This is a genomic window from Streptomyces sp. NPDC056883, from assembly GCF_042788835.1.
In the GTDB taxonomy this organism is placed as follows: Bacteria; Actinomycetota; Actinomycetes; order Streptomycetales; family Streptomycetaceae; genus Streptomyces; species Streptomyces stoeckheimensis.
Genome location: NZ_JBHUBS010000007.1, coordinates 1 through 16995, shown reverse-complemented (window position 1 = coordinate 16995; position 16995 = coordinate 1). Strand labels below are relative to the sequence as shown.

The 16995-nt window shown below is 70.4% G+C and carries 9 protein-coding genes, 1 tRNA gene and 1 rRNA gene; 1 reads left to right on the top strand and 10 read right to left on the bottom strand.

Going from position 1 to position 16995, the window contains the following annotated elements; all coding sequences use genetic code 11:
* Positions 1–22 precede the first annotated feature (22 nt).
* The 6 genes from pgsA to ACFRU2_RS18965 all read right to left on the bottom strand — a co-directional run bounded on the left by pgsA (position 23) and on the right by ACFRU2_RS18965 (position 12859).
* Complete coding sequence (gene pgsA / locus ACFRU2_RS18990) at positions 23–679, bottom strand: CDP-diacylglycerol--glycerol-3-phosphate 3-phosphatidyltransferase (RefSeq protein ID WP_250751772.1); 657 nt, start codon at positions 677–679, stop codon at positions 23–25.
* On the bottom strand, positions 676–2169 hold the full coding sequence (gene rimO, locus ACFRU2_RS18985) for a 30S ribosomal protein S12 methylthiotransferase RimO (RefSeq protein ID WP_382973341.1): 1494 nt from the start codon (positions 2167–2169) through the stop codon (positions 676–678). Before rimO ends, pgsA begins: the two co-directional genes overlap by 4 nt.
* Positions 2170–2295: 126 nt before the next feature.
* Positions 2296–3192 carry a helix-turn-helix domain-containing protein gene (locus tag ACFRU2_RS18980; protein ID WP_250751758.1) on the bottom strand — a complete coding sequence of 299 codons (897 nt, stop codon included), beginning with the start codon at positions 3190–3192 and terminating at the stop codon, positions 2296–2298.
* A 203-nt stretch (positions 3193–3395) separates the two neighbouring features.
* Positions 3396–6209, bottom strand: a complete 2814-nt coding sequence (locus tag ACFRU2_RS18975) for a DNA translocase FtsK (RefSeq protein ID WP_382973338.1) — start codon at positions 6207–6209, stop codon at positions 3396–3398.
* A 223-nt stretch (positions 6210–6432) separates the two neighbouring features.
* Positions 6433–7119, bottom strand: coding sequence for a two-component system response regulator (locus tag ACFRU2_RS18970; protein ID WP_250751754.1), 687 nt, complete (start codon positions 7117–7119; stop codon positions 6433–6435).
* Positions 7120–7348: 229 nt separating this feature from the next.
* Positions 7349–12859 carry a HAMP domain-containing protein gene (locus tag ACFRU2_RS18965; protein ID WP_382974002.1) on the bottom strand — a complete coding sequence of 1837 codons (5511 nt, stop codon included), beginning with the start codon at positions 12857–12859 and terminating at the stop codon, positions 7349–7351.
* Positions 12860–13144: 285 nt separating this feature from the next.
* Here ACFRU2_RS18965 and ACFRU2_RS18960 point away from each other — a divergent pair, with 285 nt between their 5' ends.
* On the top strand, positions 13145–15667 hold the full coding sequence (locus tag ACFRU2_RS18960; protein ID WP_382973335.1) for a SpoIIE family protein phosphatase: 2523 nt from the start codon (positions 13145–13147) through the stop codon (positions 15665–15667).
* 20 nt (positions 15668–15687) lie between these two features.
* Here ACFRU2_RS18960 and ACFRU2_RS18955 read toward each other — a convergent pair whose 3' ends face one another.
* The 4 genes from ACFRU2_RS18955 to rrf form a co-directional block, all read right to left on the bottom strand.
* Positions 15688–15900 (bottom strand): hypothetical protein, encoded by a 213-nt coding sequence (locus ACFRU2_RS18955; RefSeq protein WP_382973333.1) that lies wholly within the window; start codon positions 15898–15900, stop codon positions 15688–15690.
* A gap of 173 nt (positions 15901–16073) precedes the next feature.
* Entirely contained in the window at positions 16074–16712 is a 639-nt protein-coding gene (locus ACFRU2_RS18950) for a hypothetical protein (RefSeq protein WP_382973331.1), read from the bottom strand.
* Positions 16713–16821: 109 nt separating this feature from the next.
* Positions 16822–16897, bottom strand: a tRNA-Thr gene (locus tag ACFRU2_RS18945).
* Positions 16898–16902: 5 nt separating this feature from the next.
* Positions 16903–16995 (bottom strand): 5S ribosomal RNA (gene rrf / locus ACFRU2_RS18940); the annotation flags it as partial.

The following is a 16995-nucleotide window of genomic DNA, read 5'->3' as shown; positions in this document are numbered from 1 at the left end:
ACCGCGCCATCCCCCGGCAGGTTCACCGCGCGGCACGCTCCGCGGCGAGCCCCTTGCGACGAAGCACCACGGCCTGCCGGATGTAGTCCAAACCGGTGACGACGGTCAGGACGACGGCGACCGCCATCACCCAGAACCGCAGCGTCGCCAGCGGCCCGGTCAGCGCGAGCACGTACATGCCCACGGCCGTGCCCTGGGCCAGGGTCTTCAGCTTCCCGCCCCGGCTCGCCGGAATCACTCCGTACCTGATGACCCAGAAACGCATGAGCGTGATCCCGAGTTCCCGGCCCAGGATCACCCCGGTGACCCACCAGGGCAGATCGCCGAGCCAGGACAGACACACCAATGCCGACCCCATGATCGCCTTGTCGGCGATGGGGTCGGCGATCTTGCCGAAGTCGGTGACCAGGTTGTACGTACGGGCCAGATGCCCGTCGAAGATGTCGGTGATCATGGCGACGGCGAACGCCGCCCACGCCAGCGCCCGCCAGACGGGGTCGTAGCCCCCGTCGGCGAGCAGCAGCATCACGAATCCCGGCACCAGGACCAGCCGGATCATCGTCAGGATGTTGGCGATGTTCCACAGGCTGGCCTGATTGACCGCCGCGGCGCCCAGCTTCGCGCCGGGCGCGGGCCGGCGGCCGGTCCCGCCCGCCGCAGATGCCGGGGCTCCGGTCATCCGGCCGCCTCCTCAAGATCCACGCCCAGGGGCTCCGCCACGAGGTCCACACCCAGGGTGCCGACCACCTTCGCGGTGACGATACGCCCCGGGACCAGGCCCGCGCCGTCGGTGAAGACGACCTGACCGTCGGTCTCGGGCGCCTGGTGGGCGGCGCGCCCGTAGGCACCCTCGCCCTCCTCCGCCTCGTCGATCGGGACGACCGTCTCGACGAGCACCTCCAGCGTCTCTCCGATCCGCTCCTCCGCGCGCTGCGAGGTGAGCTCCTCGGCGAGGCGCTGCATGTGGGCGAGGCGCTCGGCGATGGTGTCGGCGTCGAGCTTGTTCTCGTACGTGACGGCCTCGGTGCCGTCCTCGTCGGAGTAGCCGAAGACGCCGATGGCGTCGAGCCGCGCGCTGGTGAGGAAGCGCTCCAGCTCGGCGAAGTCGGACTCCTTCTCGCCGGGGAAGCCGACGATGAAGTTGGACCGGACGCCGGCCGTCGGGGCCTTGCTGCGGATGGTGTCCAGCAGCTCCAGGAAGCGGTCGGTGTCACCGAAGCGGCGCATGGCGCGCAGCACGTCGGGGGCCGAGTGCTGGAAGGAGAGGTCGAAGTACGGGACGACCTTGGGGGTCGAGGTGAGTACGTCGATCAGGCCGGGCCGCATCTCGGCGGGCTGGAGGTAGCTGACGCGGACGCGCTCGATGCCGTCCACCTCGGCCAGCTCGGGCAGCAGGGTCTCCAGCAGGCGGATGTCGCCCAGGTCCTTGCCGTACGAGGTGTTGTTCTCGGAGACCAGCATGATCTCCTTGACGCCCTGCTCCGCGAGCCAGCGCGTCTCGCCCAGCACGTCGCTGGGGCGGCGGGAGATGAAGGAGCCGCGGAAGGACGGGATGGCGCAGAAGGAGCAGCGCCGGTCGCAGCCGGAGGCGAGCTTGACCGAGGCGACCGGGCTCTTGTCCAGGCGGCGGCGCAGCGGCGCACGAGGACCGGAGGCGGGCGCGACGCCCTCCGGCAGGTCCGCGGGGGCGGGCTCGGGCTCCTGGGCGTGCCCCGGCAGGGCCACCTCGGCGTCCTGGCGCTGGGCCGGGCTGATCGGCAGCAGCTTGCGCCGGTCGCGCGGGGTGTGGGAGGCGTGGATGCCGCCGTTGAGGATGGTCTGGAGGCGGTCGGAGATGTCGGCGTAGTCGTCGAAACCGAGGACTCCGTCGGCTTCGGGGAGCGCTTCGGCGAGTTCCTTGCCGTAGCGCTCGGCCATACAGCCGACGGCTACGACGGCCTGCGTCTTGCCGTGATCCTTGAGATCGTTGGCTTCGAGCAGGGCGTCTACGGAGTCCTTTTTGGCAGCTTCGACGAAGCCGCAGGTGTTGACGACGGCTACGTCCGCATCGGCGGCGTCCTCGACGAGCTCCCAGCCATCCGCCGCCAAGCGGCCTGCGAGCTCCTCCGAGTCCACCTCGTTACGGGCGCAGCCAAGAGTGACAAGGGCGACGGTACGGCGTTCGGGCATGGACTCAAGACTACTTCGTCCCGGCACCGGCCCCCGCCTCCCGTCCGGGACGACAAGATCCCCGGGGTGCGGCGCGGCACCCCGGGGATCCGGAACGTTCTATTCCCTGCTGGTCAGCCCTGCTGGTCAGCCCGCCTGGGCCTGGCCCTGACGGGGGTCGTCCTTGGTGTATGTGAGACGTTCCACCTGTCCGGGCTGGAACTCGTCCTTGATCTCCTTGCCGTTCACGAAGAGCTTCACGACCCCGGCATCACCGAGCACCAGGTCGATGGACTCCTTGTCCGTGAACGTCTTCGACTGACCCTGTTCGAGGGTGCCGTCGAAGAGGAGCCGGCCACTGTGGTCCTTGGCCGAGATCCAGCTCTCGCCGTCGTTGGCCGTCAGGACGACCGTGACGAGGTCCTTGGGCGCGGCGGCGATGGCACTGTCCGAAGGCTCCGGCTTGGGAGCCGTGGGCGCCGGCGGCGCCTGGACCGACGGCTTGGACGCGTTGGGGGTGGGTGCGGGCTTCGGCGCGGCGGAACCTTCCGCCACCGGCCGCTTGGTCTTCTCGTCGGCGCCGCCGAAGGCCGTGAAGCCGACGAAGCCGATCACGGCGACGATGGCGGCGACCATGGCGGCGGTCCAGTTGGGCCGCTGCCGTTCGGGGCGGATCCGCTCGGCTTCGAACATCGGCGCGGCGGGGGTGGGTGCCGGCCGGCCGCCGTGGGCCGCGTCGTAGCTGTCGATCAGGGGTTCCGGATCGAGTCGTACGGCACGGGCGAGCGTACGGATGTGGCCGCGGGCATAGACGTCGCCGCCGCAGCGCGTGAAATCGTCGGATTCGATCGCGTGCACGATCGGAATGCGCACGCGGGTGGTGGAACTGACCTCGTCGACAGTCAGCCCGGCGGCGATCCGGGCCTTCTTGAGGGCCGTCCCGATGGACGGCTCTTCGACGGAACGTTCGACGAGGCGGTCCTCGGACCGGTCGTCGGTCGAAGGCCGCTCTTCTTCGGGGGAGTTGGCGTTGCCGATGGACACGAGGGCGCCTTTCGAGCGTGTAGCCACCTGCTGGAAGTCCAGTCTAGGGGGGTGACGAAAGGGTGGAGCAACCGGAGGGGCGCCTCCCTACGCCATACGAATGGCCAGGGGGCTCCCGCCCGGTGCGGCGGCCCGGAACGGACCGCCACTCCCTCAACTAGACACGCGACCGGGGGAAACGGTTGCCCCCGATCCTTTGCCCGTTACTCGGAAGTCTCCCCGCGGATCACCGCGAGCACGCCGTCGAGCTCGTCGGCCTTCAGCAGCACGTCGCGCGCCTTCGAGCCCTCGCTCGGTCCGACGATCCCCCGGGACTCCATCAGGTCCATCAGACGCCCGGCCTTCGCGAACCCGACCCGCAGCTTGCGCTGGAGCATCGAGGTGGATCCGAACTGCGTGGAGACCACCAGCTCGGCCGCCTGGCACAGCAGGTCGAGGTCGTCGCCGATCTCCTCGTCGATCTCCTTCTTCTGCTTCTGCCCGACGGTGACGTCGTTGCGGAAGACCGGAGCCATCTGGTCCTTGCAGTGCTGCACGATCCCGGCGATCTCGTCCTCGGTGACGAAGGCGCCCTGGAGCCGCACCGGCTTGTTCGCGCCCATGGGCAGGAACAGACCGTCGCCCTTGCCGATGAGCTTCTCCGCACCCGGCTGGTCGAGGATGACCCGGCTGTCGGCGAGCGAGGAGGTGGCGAAGGCCAGGCGCGAGGGCACGTTCGCCTTGATCAGACCGGTCACCACGTCCACCGAGGGCCGCTGGGTCGCGAGCACCAGGTGGATGCCGGCCGCGCGGGCCAGCTGGGTGATGCGGACGATCGAGTCCTCCACGTCGCGCGGGGCCACCATCATCAGGTCGGCGAGCTCGTCGACGATCACCAGCAGGTACGGGTACGGGCTGAGCTCCCGCTCGCTGCCCGGCGGCAGTTTGATCTTGCCGTCGCGGATCGCCTGGTTGAAGTCGTCGATGTGCCGGTAGCCGAAGGCGGCCAGGTCGTCGTAGCGCAGGTCCATCTCGCGCACGACCCACTGCAGCGCCTCGGCGGCCCGCTTGGGGTTGGTGATGATCGGCGTGATCAGGTGCGGGATGCCCTCGTACGCCGTCAGCTCCACCCGCTTGGGGTCCACGAGCACCATCCGGACGTCCTCCGGGGTGGCCCGCACCATCACCGAGGTGATCAGGCAGTTGATGCAGGAGGACTTTCCGGAACCGGTGGCTCCGGCGACCAGGACGTGCGGCATCTTCGCCAGGTTGGCCATGACGTAGCCGCCCTCGACGTCCTTGCCGAGCGCCACCAGCATCGGGTGGTCGTCCTCGGCGGCGTCCGCCAGCCGGAGCACGTCCCCGAGGTTGACCATCTCGCGGTCGGTGTTCGGGATCTCGATGCCGACCGCGGACTTGCCCGGAATCGGGCTGATGATGCGCACGTCGGGCGAGGCCACGGCGTAGGCGATGTTCTTCGCCAGCGCCGTGATCCGCTCGACCTTCACGGCCGGGCCGAGCTCCACCTCGTAGCGGGTCACCGTCGGGCCCCGGGTGAATCCGGTGACCTTCGCGTCGACCTTGAACTCCATGAACACGTTCGTCAGCGAGGCCACGACCGCGTCGTTCGCGGCGCTGCGGGTCTTGCCAGGGCCGCCCTTCTCCAGCAGGTCCAGCGAGGGCAGGGAGTACGTGATGTCCCCGCGCAGCTGGAGCTGCTCCGCGCGGGGCGGCAGCGCCTGGGTCGGGGGCGGGGTCTTGGTCAGGTCGGGAACGGACAGCGTCCCGGAGGCCGCCGCCGTGGTGTCGTTCGGCGGGGCCGCGGCATCGACGGGCTTCTCCTCGCGGGCGGCCTTCTCCTCGCGGGACGGCCCCTCCTCCCGGGCCGCCGGAACCGGAGCGGTGATCTCCGAACCTTCGCGCCCTTCGCGCTCCCCCGAGATGCCCTGGGTGAGGTCGGCGACCAGCGGCGAGGGCGGCATCCCGCCGTACACCACCCCGTCCAGCGCGGCGGCGGCCGCCGCGGCCACGTCGACGGCGTCCATCCCTCGGTCCATGGGCCGGCCCGCGGCCCGCCGGGGGCGCCGCCGCCGGGCGAGCGCCTCCTCCTCGGCGGCCTCCGCCGGGTCTCCCGGCCCGGCAGCGCCGGAGCGGGCCCGCCACTGCTCGGCATCGTGCCGGTCCGCGGCGGCCGAGGCCGCGCCCGCGGAGTCCCCGTACTCGGCGTACTCGGCGTCGTGTTCGTTCGGAGCGATGACTCCGAGGCGGATCCCCGCGCTCCGCAGCCGCTGCGGGATCGCGTTGACGGGGGTCGCGGTGACCACCAGCAGCCCGAACACGGTGAGCAGCACCAGCATCGGCACGGCCAGCGGCGCGCCCATGGTGAAGATCAGCGGCTTCGAGGCGCCCCAGCCGATCAGCCCGCCGGCGTTCTGCATGGCGGTGGTGCCCTCGTCGCGCCCGGGGGCTCCGCAGGCGATGTGCACGAGCCCCAGGACTCCGACGACCAGCGCCGAGAGCCCGATGCCGATGCGGCCGTTGGCGTCGGCCTGTTCGGGATGGCGGATGAAACGTACCGCCATGACGCCGAGCAGGACCGGCACGAGCAGGTCGAGCCGCCCGAAGGCGCCGGTGACCAGCATGGTCACCAGGTCCCCGACGGGCCCGCTCAGGTTCGACCAGGTCCCGGCGGCGACGATCAGCGCGAGCGCGAGCAGCAGCAGGGCGAGGCCGTCCTTGCGGTGGGCCGGGTCGAGGTTCTTCGCGCCCTGCCCGATGCCGCGGAAGATCGCGCCGACCGCGTGCGCGATGCCGAGCCAGAAGGCGCGCACCAGCCGCAGCACTCCCCCGGTGGGGGACGGCGCGGGCTTCGGCGCGACCTTCTTGACGGGGCCGCGCTTGGCGGCGGACGCCGCCTTCTTGGCGGGCGGCTTGCGGGCTGGGGCAGCCTTCTTCGCCGGCGCCGTCGTACGGCCGGTGCGGCCCTTCGCGGTGCCCGCCGTGCTCTGGGAACCCTTACCGGACGTACTTGAGGCCATGCGCCCGAGGTTACCGGTGCGCGCGCCGGTGGACACGCGTGCCCACCCCTTCACCCGTTCGTGTCGTTCCGGGTCTCGGGTGGGAGACGCCCGCGGGCTCGGCCCCTACCGGCGGCCCGCCCTGACGCCCCGCCAGACCTGACGGCCCGCCAAGCGGGCCCGCACGCGCCCCTCCCGGGTCACGAGCGGGCTCCGAAGCCCGGCGCAGTGAGGCCCGTGATCCTCAGCCGTGAGCGGGCAGCACGGGAGCCCCGCCACCCGTCCCCGGCTCCAGCGCGTCGAGCGCCCGCCGCAGCCCGGTGAGCTTGCGCTCCAGGTGCGCCGCGGTGGCCACCACCGAGGGATCGGCCGCTTCTTCGCCGAGCTGCTTGGTCAGCGCCTCCGCCTGCTCCTCCACCGCGGCGAGCCGCGCGGAGAGCTCGGCCAGCAGGCCGGCCGTCTCCTTGGAGCCGTCCACCGCCCCGTTGGAGCCGCCGCCCTCCAGCTGGAGCCTCAGCAGCGCCGCCTGCTCGCGCAGTTGGCAGTTCTTCGTATACAGCTCGACGAACACCGAGACCTTGGCCCGCAGCACCCACGGGTCGAAGGGCTTGGAGATGTAGTCCACCGCGCCCGCCGCGTACCCGCGGAAGGTGTGGTGCGGACCGTGGTTGATCGCCGTGAGGAAGATGATCGGGATGTCCCGGGTCCGCTCCCGCCGCTTGATGTGCGCGGCCGTCTCGAACCCGTCCATGCCCGGCATCTGCACGTCGAGCAGGATGACCGCGAAATCGTCCGTCAGCAGCGCCTTGAGCGCTTCCTCCCCTGACGACGCCCGGACCAGTGTCTGATCGAGCGCGGAGAGGATGGCCTCCAGCGCCAGCAGATTCTCCGGCCGGTCGTCGACCAGGAGGATCTTGGCCTTCTGCACCATGCCCTGTCCTCCTCGCCCCGGCATGGGGCCTCCCCGGCTCCTGGCTCCGGCCTGTGCGCCGGGCCCCGCCCCAGAGGACGGCATCCTTGCGCCGTCCGTCCTTGTGCCGGTCATCGTAGCCCCAGTCCCGAGATCGCCACACCCTGTCACCAAGATGTCACAGCGCACGAACCTGAAACGTGGTGGAAGGGCAGAAGGTTCCCTCGGGAGTCCCCCTCCGCCCGCCCGGTCACGCCCCGGCCCCGCGCATGTGCCCTTCCATGACCGACAGTAGATAGTCGGGCTCCACCGGCTTGGTCACGTAGTCCGAGGCACCGGACTCGATGGCCTTCTCCCGGTCGCCCTTCATCGCCTTCGCCGTCAGCGCGATGATCGGCAGCCCCTCGAACTGGGGCATCCGCCGGATCGCCGAGGTCGTCGCGTACCCGTCCATCTCCGGCATCATGATGTCCATCAGCACGAGCGCCACGTCGTCGTGCTGCTCCAGGACCTCGATGCCCTCCCGGCCGTTCTCCGCGTACAGCACCGCCAGACCGTGCTGTTCCAGCACGCTGGTCAGCGCGAAGACGTTGCGCACGTCGTCGTCCACGATCAGCACCCGCTCACCGTGGAAGTCGTACGTCCGCGGCGCCGTGGGCAGCGGCTCCTCGACGGACCACGCCTCCGCGTCGCCCTGTCCGGGCACCTCCGCCCGCAGCGGCGGCTCGGCCATCGCCTTGCGGCGCCGCCGGAACAGCGCCGAAGACCCCTGCCCGACCGGCTCCCCGGCCCGCGGCAGTGCCATCGGCCCCACGGACCCTACGGGGCCCTGCGCCACCGGCGCCGCCGGCAGTTCGGGCCGCGCCTGCTCGGCGGCCGGACGGCGGTACAGCTCCCCGCGCGCCCCGCCGGGCGTCGGCGGCGCGTACCCCTGCGGGGGCAGCTCGCTCGGGTGCAGCGGCAGGTACAGCGTGAAGGTCGACCCGCGCCCGGGCTCGCTCGCCGCGTGGATCTCCCCGCCCAACAGCCGGGCGATCTCCCGGCTGATGGACAGTCCGAGGCCGGTGCCGCCGTACTTGCGGCTGGTGGTCCCGTCGGCCTGCTTGAACGCCTCGAAGATCACCAGCATCTTGCTCGCGGCGATCCCGATCCCGGTGTCGGTCACCGAGAAGGCGATCAGGTCGGCGTCGGGCTCCCGCAGCGAACCGGCCTCCAGGAGCTGCTCGCGGATCGCGATGGGCACATCGGCCCCGGCGGGCCGGATCACCAGCTCCACCGCCCCGGTGTCGGTGAACTTCACCGCGTTCGACAGCAGGTTGCGCAACACCTGGAGCAGCCGCTGCTCGTCGGTGTGCAGGGTGGCGGGGAGCTCCGGGGAGACCCGTACCGAGAAGTCGAGCCCCTTCTCCGCGGTCAGCGGCCGGAAGGTGGCCTCCACGTAGTCGACGAGCTGGACCAGCGCGATCCGCGTCGGGGAGACGTCCATCTTCCCGGCCTCGACCTTCGACAGGTCGAGGATGTCGTTGATCAGCTGGAGCAGGTCGGAGCCGGCCCCGTGGATGGTCTCGGCGAACTCCACCTGCTTCGGCGAGAGGTTCTCGTCCGCGTTGTCGGCGAGCAGCTTGGCCAGGATCAGCAGGGAGTTGAGCGGGGTCCGCAGCTCGTGGGACATGTTCGCCAGGAACTCGCTCTTGTAGCGCATCGAGACCGCGAGCTGCTCGGCGCGCTCCTCCAGGACCTGCCGGGCCTCCTCGATCTCGGTGTTCTTCACCTCGATGTCCCGGTTCTGCTGGGCCAGCAGCTCGGCCTTCTCCTCCAGCTCGGCGTTGGCCGCCTGGAGGGCCTTCTGCCGGTTCTCCAGCTCGTCGGAGCGCTCGCGCAGCTGCTCGGTCATCTCCTGCGACTGCTTGAGCAGCATCTCCGTCTTGGAGTTGACGGAGATGGTGTTGACGCTCGTACCGATCATCTCGGCGATCTGGCTGAGGAAGTCCTTCTGGATCTGCGTGAAGGGCTGGAAGGAGGCCAGCTCGATGACGCCGAGCACCTTCCCCTCGAAGAGCACCGGCAGCACGATCACGTGCGCGGGCGGTGCCTCGCCGAGCCCGGAGGAGATCTTCAGGTAGCCGGGCGGGGTGTTCTCGATGAGCACCATCCGCTTCTCCTCGGCGACCATCCCGATCAGTCCCTCGCCCGGCCGGAAGGAGATGGGCATCTGCCCGCCGGCGTACGCGTAACTCCCTCGCATCCGCAGCTCGTACGAGCCGTCCGCGCCCCCGTCGGTCCCGATCTCGGTGGTGCCCCCGGTCGGCAGCGCGAGGAAGAACGCCCCGTGCTGCGCGGAGACCACCGGCGTCAGCTCGCTCATGATCAGCGAGGCCACGTCGTCCAGCTCGCGGCGGCCCTGCATCAGGGCGGAGATGCGGGCGAGGTTGCCCTTGAGCCAGTCCTGCTCCTTGTTGGCCAAGGTGGTGTCGCGCAGGTTGGCGATCATCGTGTTGAGGTTGTCCTGGAGCACCTGGATCTCTCCGGCGGCGTCCACGTCGATCTTCAGGTTGAGGTCGCCCCGCGTCACCGCGGTGGCCACGGCCGCGATGGCGCGCACCTGCCGGGTGAGGTTCCCGGCCATCTCGTTCACGGACTCGGTCAGGTCCCGCCAGGTGCCGTCCACGTCCCGGACCCGCGCCTGGCCGCCGAGGATGCCCTCGGTGCCCACCTCGCGGGCCACGCGGGTCACCTGGTCGGCGAAGGAGGAGAGCTGGTCGACCATCGTGTTGATCGTGGTCTTGAGCTCCAGGATCTCCCCGCGCGCATCGATGTCGATCTTCTTGGTCATATCGCCCTTGGCGATGGCGGTCGTGACCATGGCGATCTGCCGCACCTGGCCGGTGAGGTTGGAGGCCATGAAGTTCACCGAGTCGGTGAGGTCCTTCCAGGTCCCGGAGACCCCGGGCACGTGCGCCTGGCCGCCGAGGCGGCCCTCCGTACCCACCTCGCGGGCCACGCGCGTGACCTCGTCTGCGAAGGAAGACAGGGTCTTGACCATGGTGTTGACGGTGTCGGCGAGCTGCGCGACCTCGCCGCGCGCCTCGACGGTGACCGTCTTGGTCAGGTCGCCGTTGGCCACCGCGGTCGACACCTGGGCGATTCCGCGCACCTGGGCGGTCAGATTGCCGGCCATGGTGTTGACGTTGTCGCTGAGGTCCTTCCAGATGCCCGTGACCCCGCGCACCCGGGCCTGGCCGCCGAGGATGCCCTCGGTACCCACCTCGCGGGCCACCCGCGTGACCTGCTCGGCGAAGGAGGACAGCTGGTCCACCATCGTGTTCACCGTGGTGACGAGCTCCAGGATCTCGCCCTTGGCATCGACGGTGATCTTCTTGGAGAGGTCGCCCATGGCGACCGCCGTGGTCACCTCGGCGATGTTGCGCACCTGCGAGGTCAGGTTGTTCGCCATGAAGTTGACGGACTGCGTGAGGTCCTTCCAGGTGCCGGAGACCCCCTTCACCTCCGCCTGGCCGCCCAGGATGCCCTCGGTGCCCACCTCCCGGGCCACCCGGGTCACCTGCTCCGCGAAGTTCGAGAGCTGGTCCACCATGGTGTTGAGGGTGTTCTTCAGCTCGAGGATCTCGCCCCGGGCGTCGACCTCGATCTTCTGCGACAGGTCGCCGCGCGCCACCGCGGTGGCGACCTGCGCGATGTTGCGTACCTGCGAGGTAAGGTTCCCGGCCATGCCGTTCACCGAGTCCGTCAGGTCGCGCCACACGCCGGCCACACCGGGCACCTGCGCCTGACCGCCGAGCCGGCCCTCCGTACCCACGTCCCGGGCCACCCGGGTCACCTGCTCGGCGAAGGCCGAGAGCTGGTCGACCATCGTGTTGATGGTGTTCTTCAGCTCCAGGATCTCGCCCCGGGCGTCCACGTCGATCTTCTGGGAGAGGTCGCCGCGGGCCACCGCCGTGGTCACCTGGGCGATCTGGCGCACCTGGGAGGTCAGGTTCCCGGCCATGAAGTTGACGGAGTCGGTGAGCTCCTTCCAGGTGCCGGACACCCCCTCGACCCTCGCCTGGCCGCCGAGCCGGCCCTCCGTGCCCACGTCCCGCGCCATCCGCGTGACCTGGTCGGCGAAGGAGGACAGCTGGTCCACCATCGTGTTCACGGTGTTCTTCAGCTGGAGCATCTCGCCGGAGACGTCGACCGTGACCTTCTGCGACAGGTCTCCGTTGGCCACCGCCGTCGTCACCTGGGCGATGTTGCGGACCTGCCCGGTGAGGTTGCGGAAGGCGGTGTTCACCGAGTCGGTGAGGTCCTTCCAGGTCCCGGCGGCGCCCGGCACCTGCGCCTGACCGCCCAGTTCGCCTTCGACGCCGACCTCACGGGCCACCCGCGTCACTTCGGCACCGAAGGACTGGAGCTGGTCCACCATCGTGTTGACGGTGTTCTTCAGCTCCAGCATCTCGCCGGCCACGTTCACGGTGACCTTCTGCGACAGGTCGCCGTTGGCCACCGCCGTCGTCACCTGGGCGATGTCGCGCACCTGCGTGGTGAGGTTGCGGAAGACCGTGTTCACCGAGTCGGTGAGGTCCTTCCACGTCCCGGCCGCGCCCGGCACCTGCGCCTGCCCGCCGAGCAGGCCCTTCGCCCCGACCTCGCTGGCCACGCGCGTGACCTCGTCCGCGAAGGTCCGTAGCGTCTCGGTCATCTGGTTGATCGTTTCGGCCAGTTGCGCGACCTCGCCGCGCGCGCTGACCCGGACCTTCTGCGACAGGTCGCCGTTGGCCACCGCCGTGGTCACCTGCGCGATGCCGCGCACCTGGGCCGTCAGGTTGCCGGCCATGGTGTTGACGGAGTCGGTCAGGTCCTTCCACACGCCCGCGACCCCGGGCACCTTCGCCTGGCCGCCGAGCTCACCCTCCGTACCCACCTCGCGGGCCACACGGGTCACCTCGGAGGAGAACGAGGACAGCTGGTCCACCATCGTGTTCACGGTGTTCTTCAGCTGCAGCATCTCGCCGGCCACGTGCACCGTGACCTTGCGCGACAGATCGCCCTTGGCCACCGCCGTCGTCACGAGAGCAATGTCACGCACCTGGGCGGTGAGCCGGTACGCCATCGTGTTGACGGAGTCGGTCAGATCCTTCCAGGATCCGGACATTCCGCGCACCTGCGCCTGGCCGCCGAGCTTGCCCTCGGTACCGACCTCCAGCGCCACCCGCGTCACCTCGTCGGTGAACGCGGAGAGCTGGTCGACCAGGTTGTTGACCGTCCGCCCGACCTTCAGGAACTCCCCGCGCAGCGGGTGCCCGGCACCCTCCGCGGCCTGGGTCCGCAGGTCCATGCGCTGGTCGAGATCGCCCTCGGCGACCGCCGACAGCACCCGGCCCACCTCGGACACCGGCCGGGCCAGGTCGTCCACCAGCTGGTTCGAGGCATCGATCGCGGCAGCCCAGGAGCCCTCGCAGGCGCCTGTTTCCAGCCGTTCGCTGAGCTTCCCCTCGCGGCCGACCATGCGCCGCACCCGGGACAGCTCCCCGGTCAGGTGGAGATTGCGGTCGGCGACCTCGTTGTAGACGGCGGCGATCTCCGCCATCACCCCGTCGCCGGACACCGTCAGCCGCTTGCGGAAGTTACCGTCCCGCATCGAGACCAAGGCCGTGAGCAGCCTGTTCAGGGCCGCGGTATCGACTTCCGTCGTCACGCCCCGCCGGGAGCGTCCTCCCTTCGGGCGCGTTCCCGTACGCCGCACCGCCGCGCCAGCCTCCACCGTGTCCCTCCCGAAGGGGTCGACCACTGTTCCACCGGGCATCTTGTTCATCAGACTGCGTCCACTTACGCCGTGCCCATCTACGCCGTGCTCATCAACGCAGTGCCCATTTACTGCGTGACTCCAAGCCTGCCCAGTGTTTCACCCCGTCCGAACCCGGCCATAACACTCCGGCACCATCGCACACCGGCCGCACCCTGCGGGTGGATTCCCAGACGACGGCACCATGGCGACCGTGAAGGTAAGTAACCTGGCATCCGTTGTCCACCGCGTCGAAGGAGACTTGTGATCACGGCACGGGCGGCTGCCAGTTTCGATCCACAGGGGCGTTCAGTCGCTGCTGCCCGCGCATTCGTCCGCGACACCCTCCAGGGCTGGGGTTTCGCAGACATCGTCGACGACGCGGTGGTCCTCACCAGCGAGCTCGTCACCAACGCCGTGGTCCACGCCGGCACCCGCGCCGAGGTCCTGTGCCTGCGCACCGAGGACGGCGTACGGGTCGAGGTCGCCGACCGCTACCCGGAGCGCGAGCTCCCGCTCCAGCACCCCGGCGAGCGCCCGTACGCCGATCCCGACCGCGAGAACGGCCGCGGGCTCATGCTCTGCGCCGCCCTCGCCACCCGCTGGGGCGTCGAGTACACGGCCACGCACAAGCACGTGTGGTTCCGGCTCGACATGCCGGACCGTCCGGTCGGTACCCGCTCCGCGGGGCCCGTCGTACCCGACCAGCTCCTTCCCCTGGCCGACAGCCGGGTCCGCGTCGCCGTCCTGCAGATCGACTCCGCCGGCACCGTCTCCGCCTGGAACGAGGACGCCGAGATCATCTTCGGCCACCTCGCCTCGAAGGCGGTCGGCCGCCCGCTCGCGGAGCTCGCCGCCTGGCCGCAGACCCCCGGCACCGGTACCGGCATCGCCGAGGCCCTGCGCCTGTCCCGCTGGGAGGGCAGCTACGGCATCCGCGGCGCCGACGGCCGCGTCATCCCCATCTACGCCTCCCACCTGCGGGTCCGCGATGCCCACGGGGAGCCCTCCATCGTCTGCCTGCTCGTGCACGACGACGAGCGGGCCCTGCTGCAGAGCCCCGTACGGGTCCCCATGGACGGCGGCCAGCTCGCCGAGTCCCGCCCCACGGACCCCTTCGAGATCTTCATCGGCTCCCCCGCCCCCGACGACCTCGACGGCCTCCTCCAGCGCACCGTGGAACGCGCCCGCGACCTCCTCGACGCCGACTCGGCCTTCCTCCTCCTCGCCACCGACGACGAGACCGAGCTCGAAGTCCGCGCCACCACCGGCCTGCCCTCCACCCGCCAGCGCTTCGCCCGCGTCCCCGTCGAAGCCGGCACCAACCGGTACGGCAGCGCCCGCATGCCCGCCGTCCACGAGGACCTCGTCGTCGCCCCCGGTGCGGTACCCCTGCTGGAAGCCACCGGCATGCGCTCCGCACTCACCGTCCCCCTCAAGGTCGAAGGCCGTCTCACCGGCTCCCTCGGAGTCGCCGCGGAGATCCCCGGCCGCTACTCCAACGACGACGCCCTGCGCTTGCAGTTCGCCGCGGACCGGATCGCCCTCGCCGTGGAATCGGCCCGCCTCGGCGAGCTCGAACGACTGCGCCGCGGCTCCCTCTCCTTCCTCGTCGAGGCCTCCGACCTGCTCGCCGGCACCCTCGACCGGGACCAGACCCTGGCCCTCATGGCCCAGATGACCGTCCCCACCCTCGCGACCTGGTGCGCCGTCTACACCATCGCCGACCAGGCCTCCGACCCGTTCCTCTCCTACGTCCTGCACGAGGACGAGGAGCGCATCGACGGCCTCAAGGCCCTGCTCGCCCAGGTCAGCCCGCCCGAACCGGTCCGCGAGTCCGGCGCCCGCCCCTGGCCCGAGACCTCCCTTGCGGTCGGCGGCGAGACGGTGGTCCTCCCGCTCCTCGCCCGCAACCGCGTCATCGGCATGCTGACCCTCGGCAAGCCCTCGGACGAGCACTTCCGGCAGGAGATCCTCGAACTCGCGGAGGACCTCTCCCGCCGCGCCGCCCTCGCCCTGGACAACGCCCGCCTGTACTCCGAGCGCACCGCCATCAGCCGCTCGCTCCAGCGCAGCCTGCTGCCGCCCGGGTCCCCGAGCATCCCCGGCATCGAGGTCGAGGTCATCTACCGCGCGGCCGGCGAGGGCAACGAGGTGGGCGGCGACTTCTACGACGTCTTCCCGATCCGCCCCGGCGTCTACGGGTTCGCCATCGGCGACGTCTGCGGCACCGGCCCGGAGGCGGCCGCCGTCACCGGCCTGGCCCGGCACGCCCTGCGCCTCCTGGCGCGCGAGGGCCTCGGCGGCCCGGCCGTCCTGGAACGGCTCAACGCGGCGATCCTCGACGAGGGCGACCGCAGCCGCTTCCTCACCCTCCTGTACGGCGAGCTGCACCCGCAGCCCGACGGCGGCGCCCACATGAAGGTCGTCTGCGCGGGTCACCCGCTGCCGCTGCGCCTGCGCCCGAACGGCGAGGTCACCTCCGCCGCCGACCCGCAGCCCCTCCTCGGCGTCCTCGATGACCTGGACCTCTACGAGCAGACCCTCACCCTGGACCCCGGTGACGTGCTCCTCTGCGTCACCGACGGCGTCACCGAACGCCGCGAGGGCACGCGCATGCTCGGCGACGACGGCCTCGCCGAGGTCCTCACCACCTGTACGGGCCTCACCGCCGGCGCCGTCGCCTCCCGCGTCCTGCGCGCGGTGGAACGCTTCGCCGCCGAACCGGCCTCCGACGACATGGCCATCCTTGCCTTCCGCATCCCCCGGCAGCGCGACGGCGACTGAGCACCGTCGCGCCGTTCGCCTCAGCGGCGGGGCCCCGGCACCAGGATCATGAACGACGGGGCCGCCATCTCCCCGCTCCAGGGGGCACTGCCCGTCTCGACGGCGGAGTCACGGCCGGCGACGGACCGGGAAGGGGACACGGACGGAGGCGTGGAGGAGGACGGGGAGGCGCCGTCGGCAGCCAGGGCCGTCCTGAACGTGTGGGCGAGGTGTCGGATCCGGTCGGTGTTCATGAGCGTTCCTCCCGTGGATCGAGGGCCTGGGGAACTCCTGCTGATCCCATTGCGCCCCGGGCCCCGCCCTTGGTCACGGCCCGAAGATTCGGGGCTTGACGGGAAGTCCCGGACCCCCCTCACGCACAAAAAAGGGCCCCCGCCACCAGGCAGAGGCCCTTCTACAACGTCCCTCAGACGTCGTCCCGACGCGTCAGCGCGATCCCGAGCACGTCCTCCACGTAGTGCTCGAGGAACTCGGGCAGCCAAGGATCACCGGCCATCCGCTCGAAGACCTGCACCAGCCGCTCGTCCGGCTGGTCGGTCAGCAGCACGATCCGCCAGGTATTGAGCGGCTGCCCGTCCGTACCCGCAACCCCGTGCTGTACGTGGAACAGCGGCTGGCGGTCGTCCGCGTGCAGGGGCACGCCCTGCACGTCGGGGAAGGTCTCCCGGCCGAGGAAGGTGACCACCTGCTTCTCGTGGTTCAGGTACGTCTCTTCGAGCACGAGTCCGTACGCGTCCGGCTGGAGCCACAGCCTCTGCTGCGACTGCCTGACGAATTCGGCCCCCAGCTCCACACCCGTACGGCCCGGCACCCAGGCGGAGGCAGAGCCCTCCTTGATGACGTACGGAATGAAGGCCCCTGGATTGCCGGCCTTCCGGACCTCCATGTCCCAGATCCCCGCCCGGTCCAGGGCCACCGGCTCGGCGGCGACGTACCGCTCCCCCAGGATCCGATTCACGTCCACGGCCGGCAGAACCGCCCGGGTATACCTCGAGTCGGCCCAGGCCTGCTCGAACTCGGCCTCGGCCGGAGTCTGATCCGACATCACGCATTCCTCCCCATGAACAGCATCCTCAAGATCAAACCGAAGGATACGCAGGGAGGACTCCGGGAACGCAAAAAGGCCCCCGCCAATGGCGGGGGCCTTCTCGTTTTGGAGCCCTTTAACGGAATCGAACCGTTGACCTTCTCCTTACCATGGAGACGCTCTACCGACTGAGCTAAAAGGGCGGGTTGTTCGGCGGCGTCCTACTCTCCCACAGGGTCCCCCCTGCAGTACCATCGGCGCTGAAAGGCTTAGCTTCCGGGTTCGGAATGTAAACCGGGCG

Coding starts and splice junctions, on each gene's coding strand:
- pgsA (WP_250751772.1), bottom strand. CDS start 679: ATGACCGGAGCCCCGGCATCTGCGGCGGGCGGGACCGGCCGCCGGCCC.
- rimO (WP_382973341.1), bottom strand. CDS start 2,169: ATGCCCGAACGCCGTACCGTCGCCCTTGTCACTCTTGGCTGCGCCCGT.
- ACFRU2_RS18975 (WP_382973338.1), bottom strand. CDS start 6,209: ATGGCCTCAAGTACGTCCGGTAAGGGTTCCCAGAGCACGGCGGGCACC.
- ACFRU2_RS18970 (WP_250751754.1), bottom strand. CDS start 7,119: ATGGTGCAGAAGGCCAAGATCCTCCTGGTCGACGACCGGCCGGAGAAT.
- ACFRU2_RS18955 (WP_382973333.1), bottom strand. CDS start 15,900: ATGAACACCGACCGGATCCGACACCTCGCCCACACGTTCAGGACGGCC.
- ACFRU2_RS18950 (WP_382973331.1), bottom strand. CDS start 16,712: ATGTCGGATCAGACTCCGGCCGAGGCCGAGTTCGAGCAGGCCTGGGCC.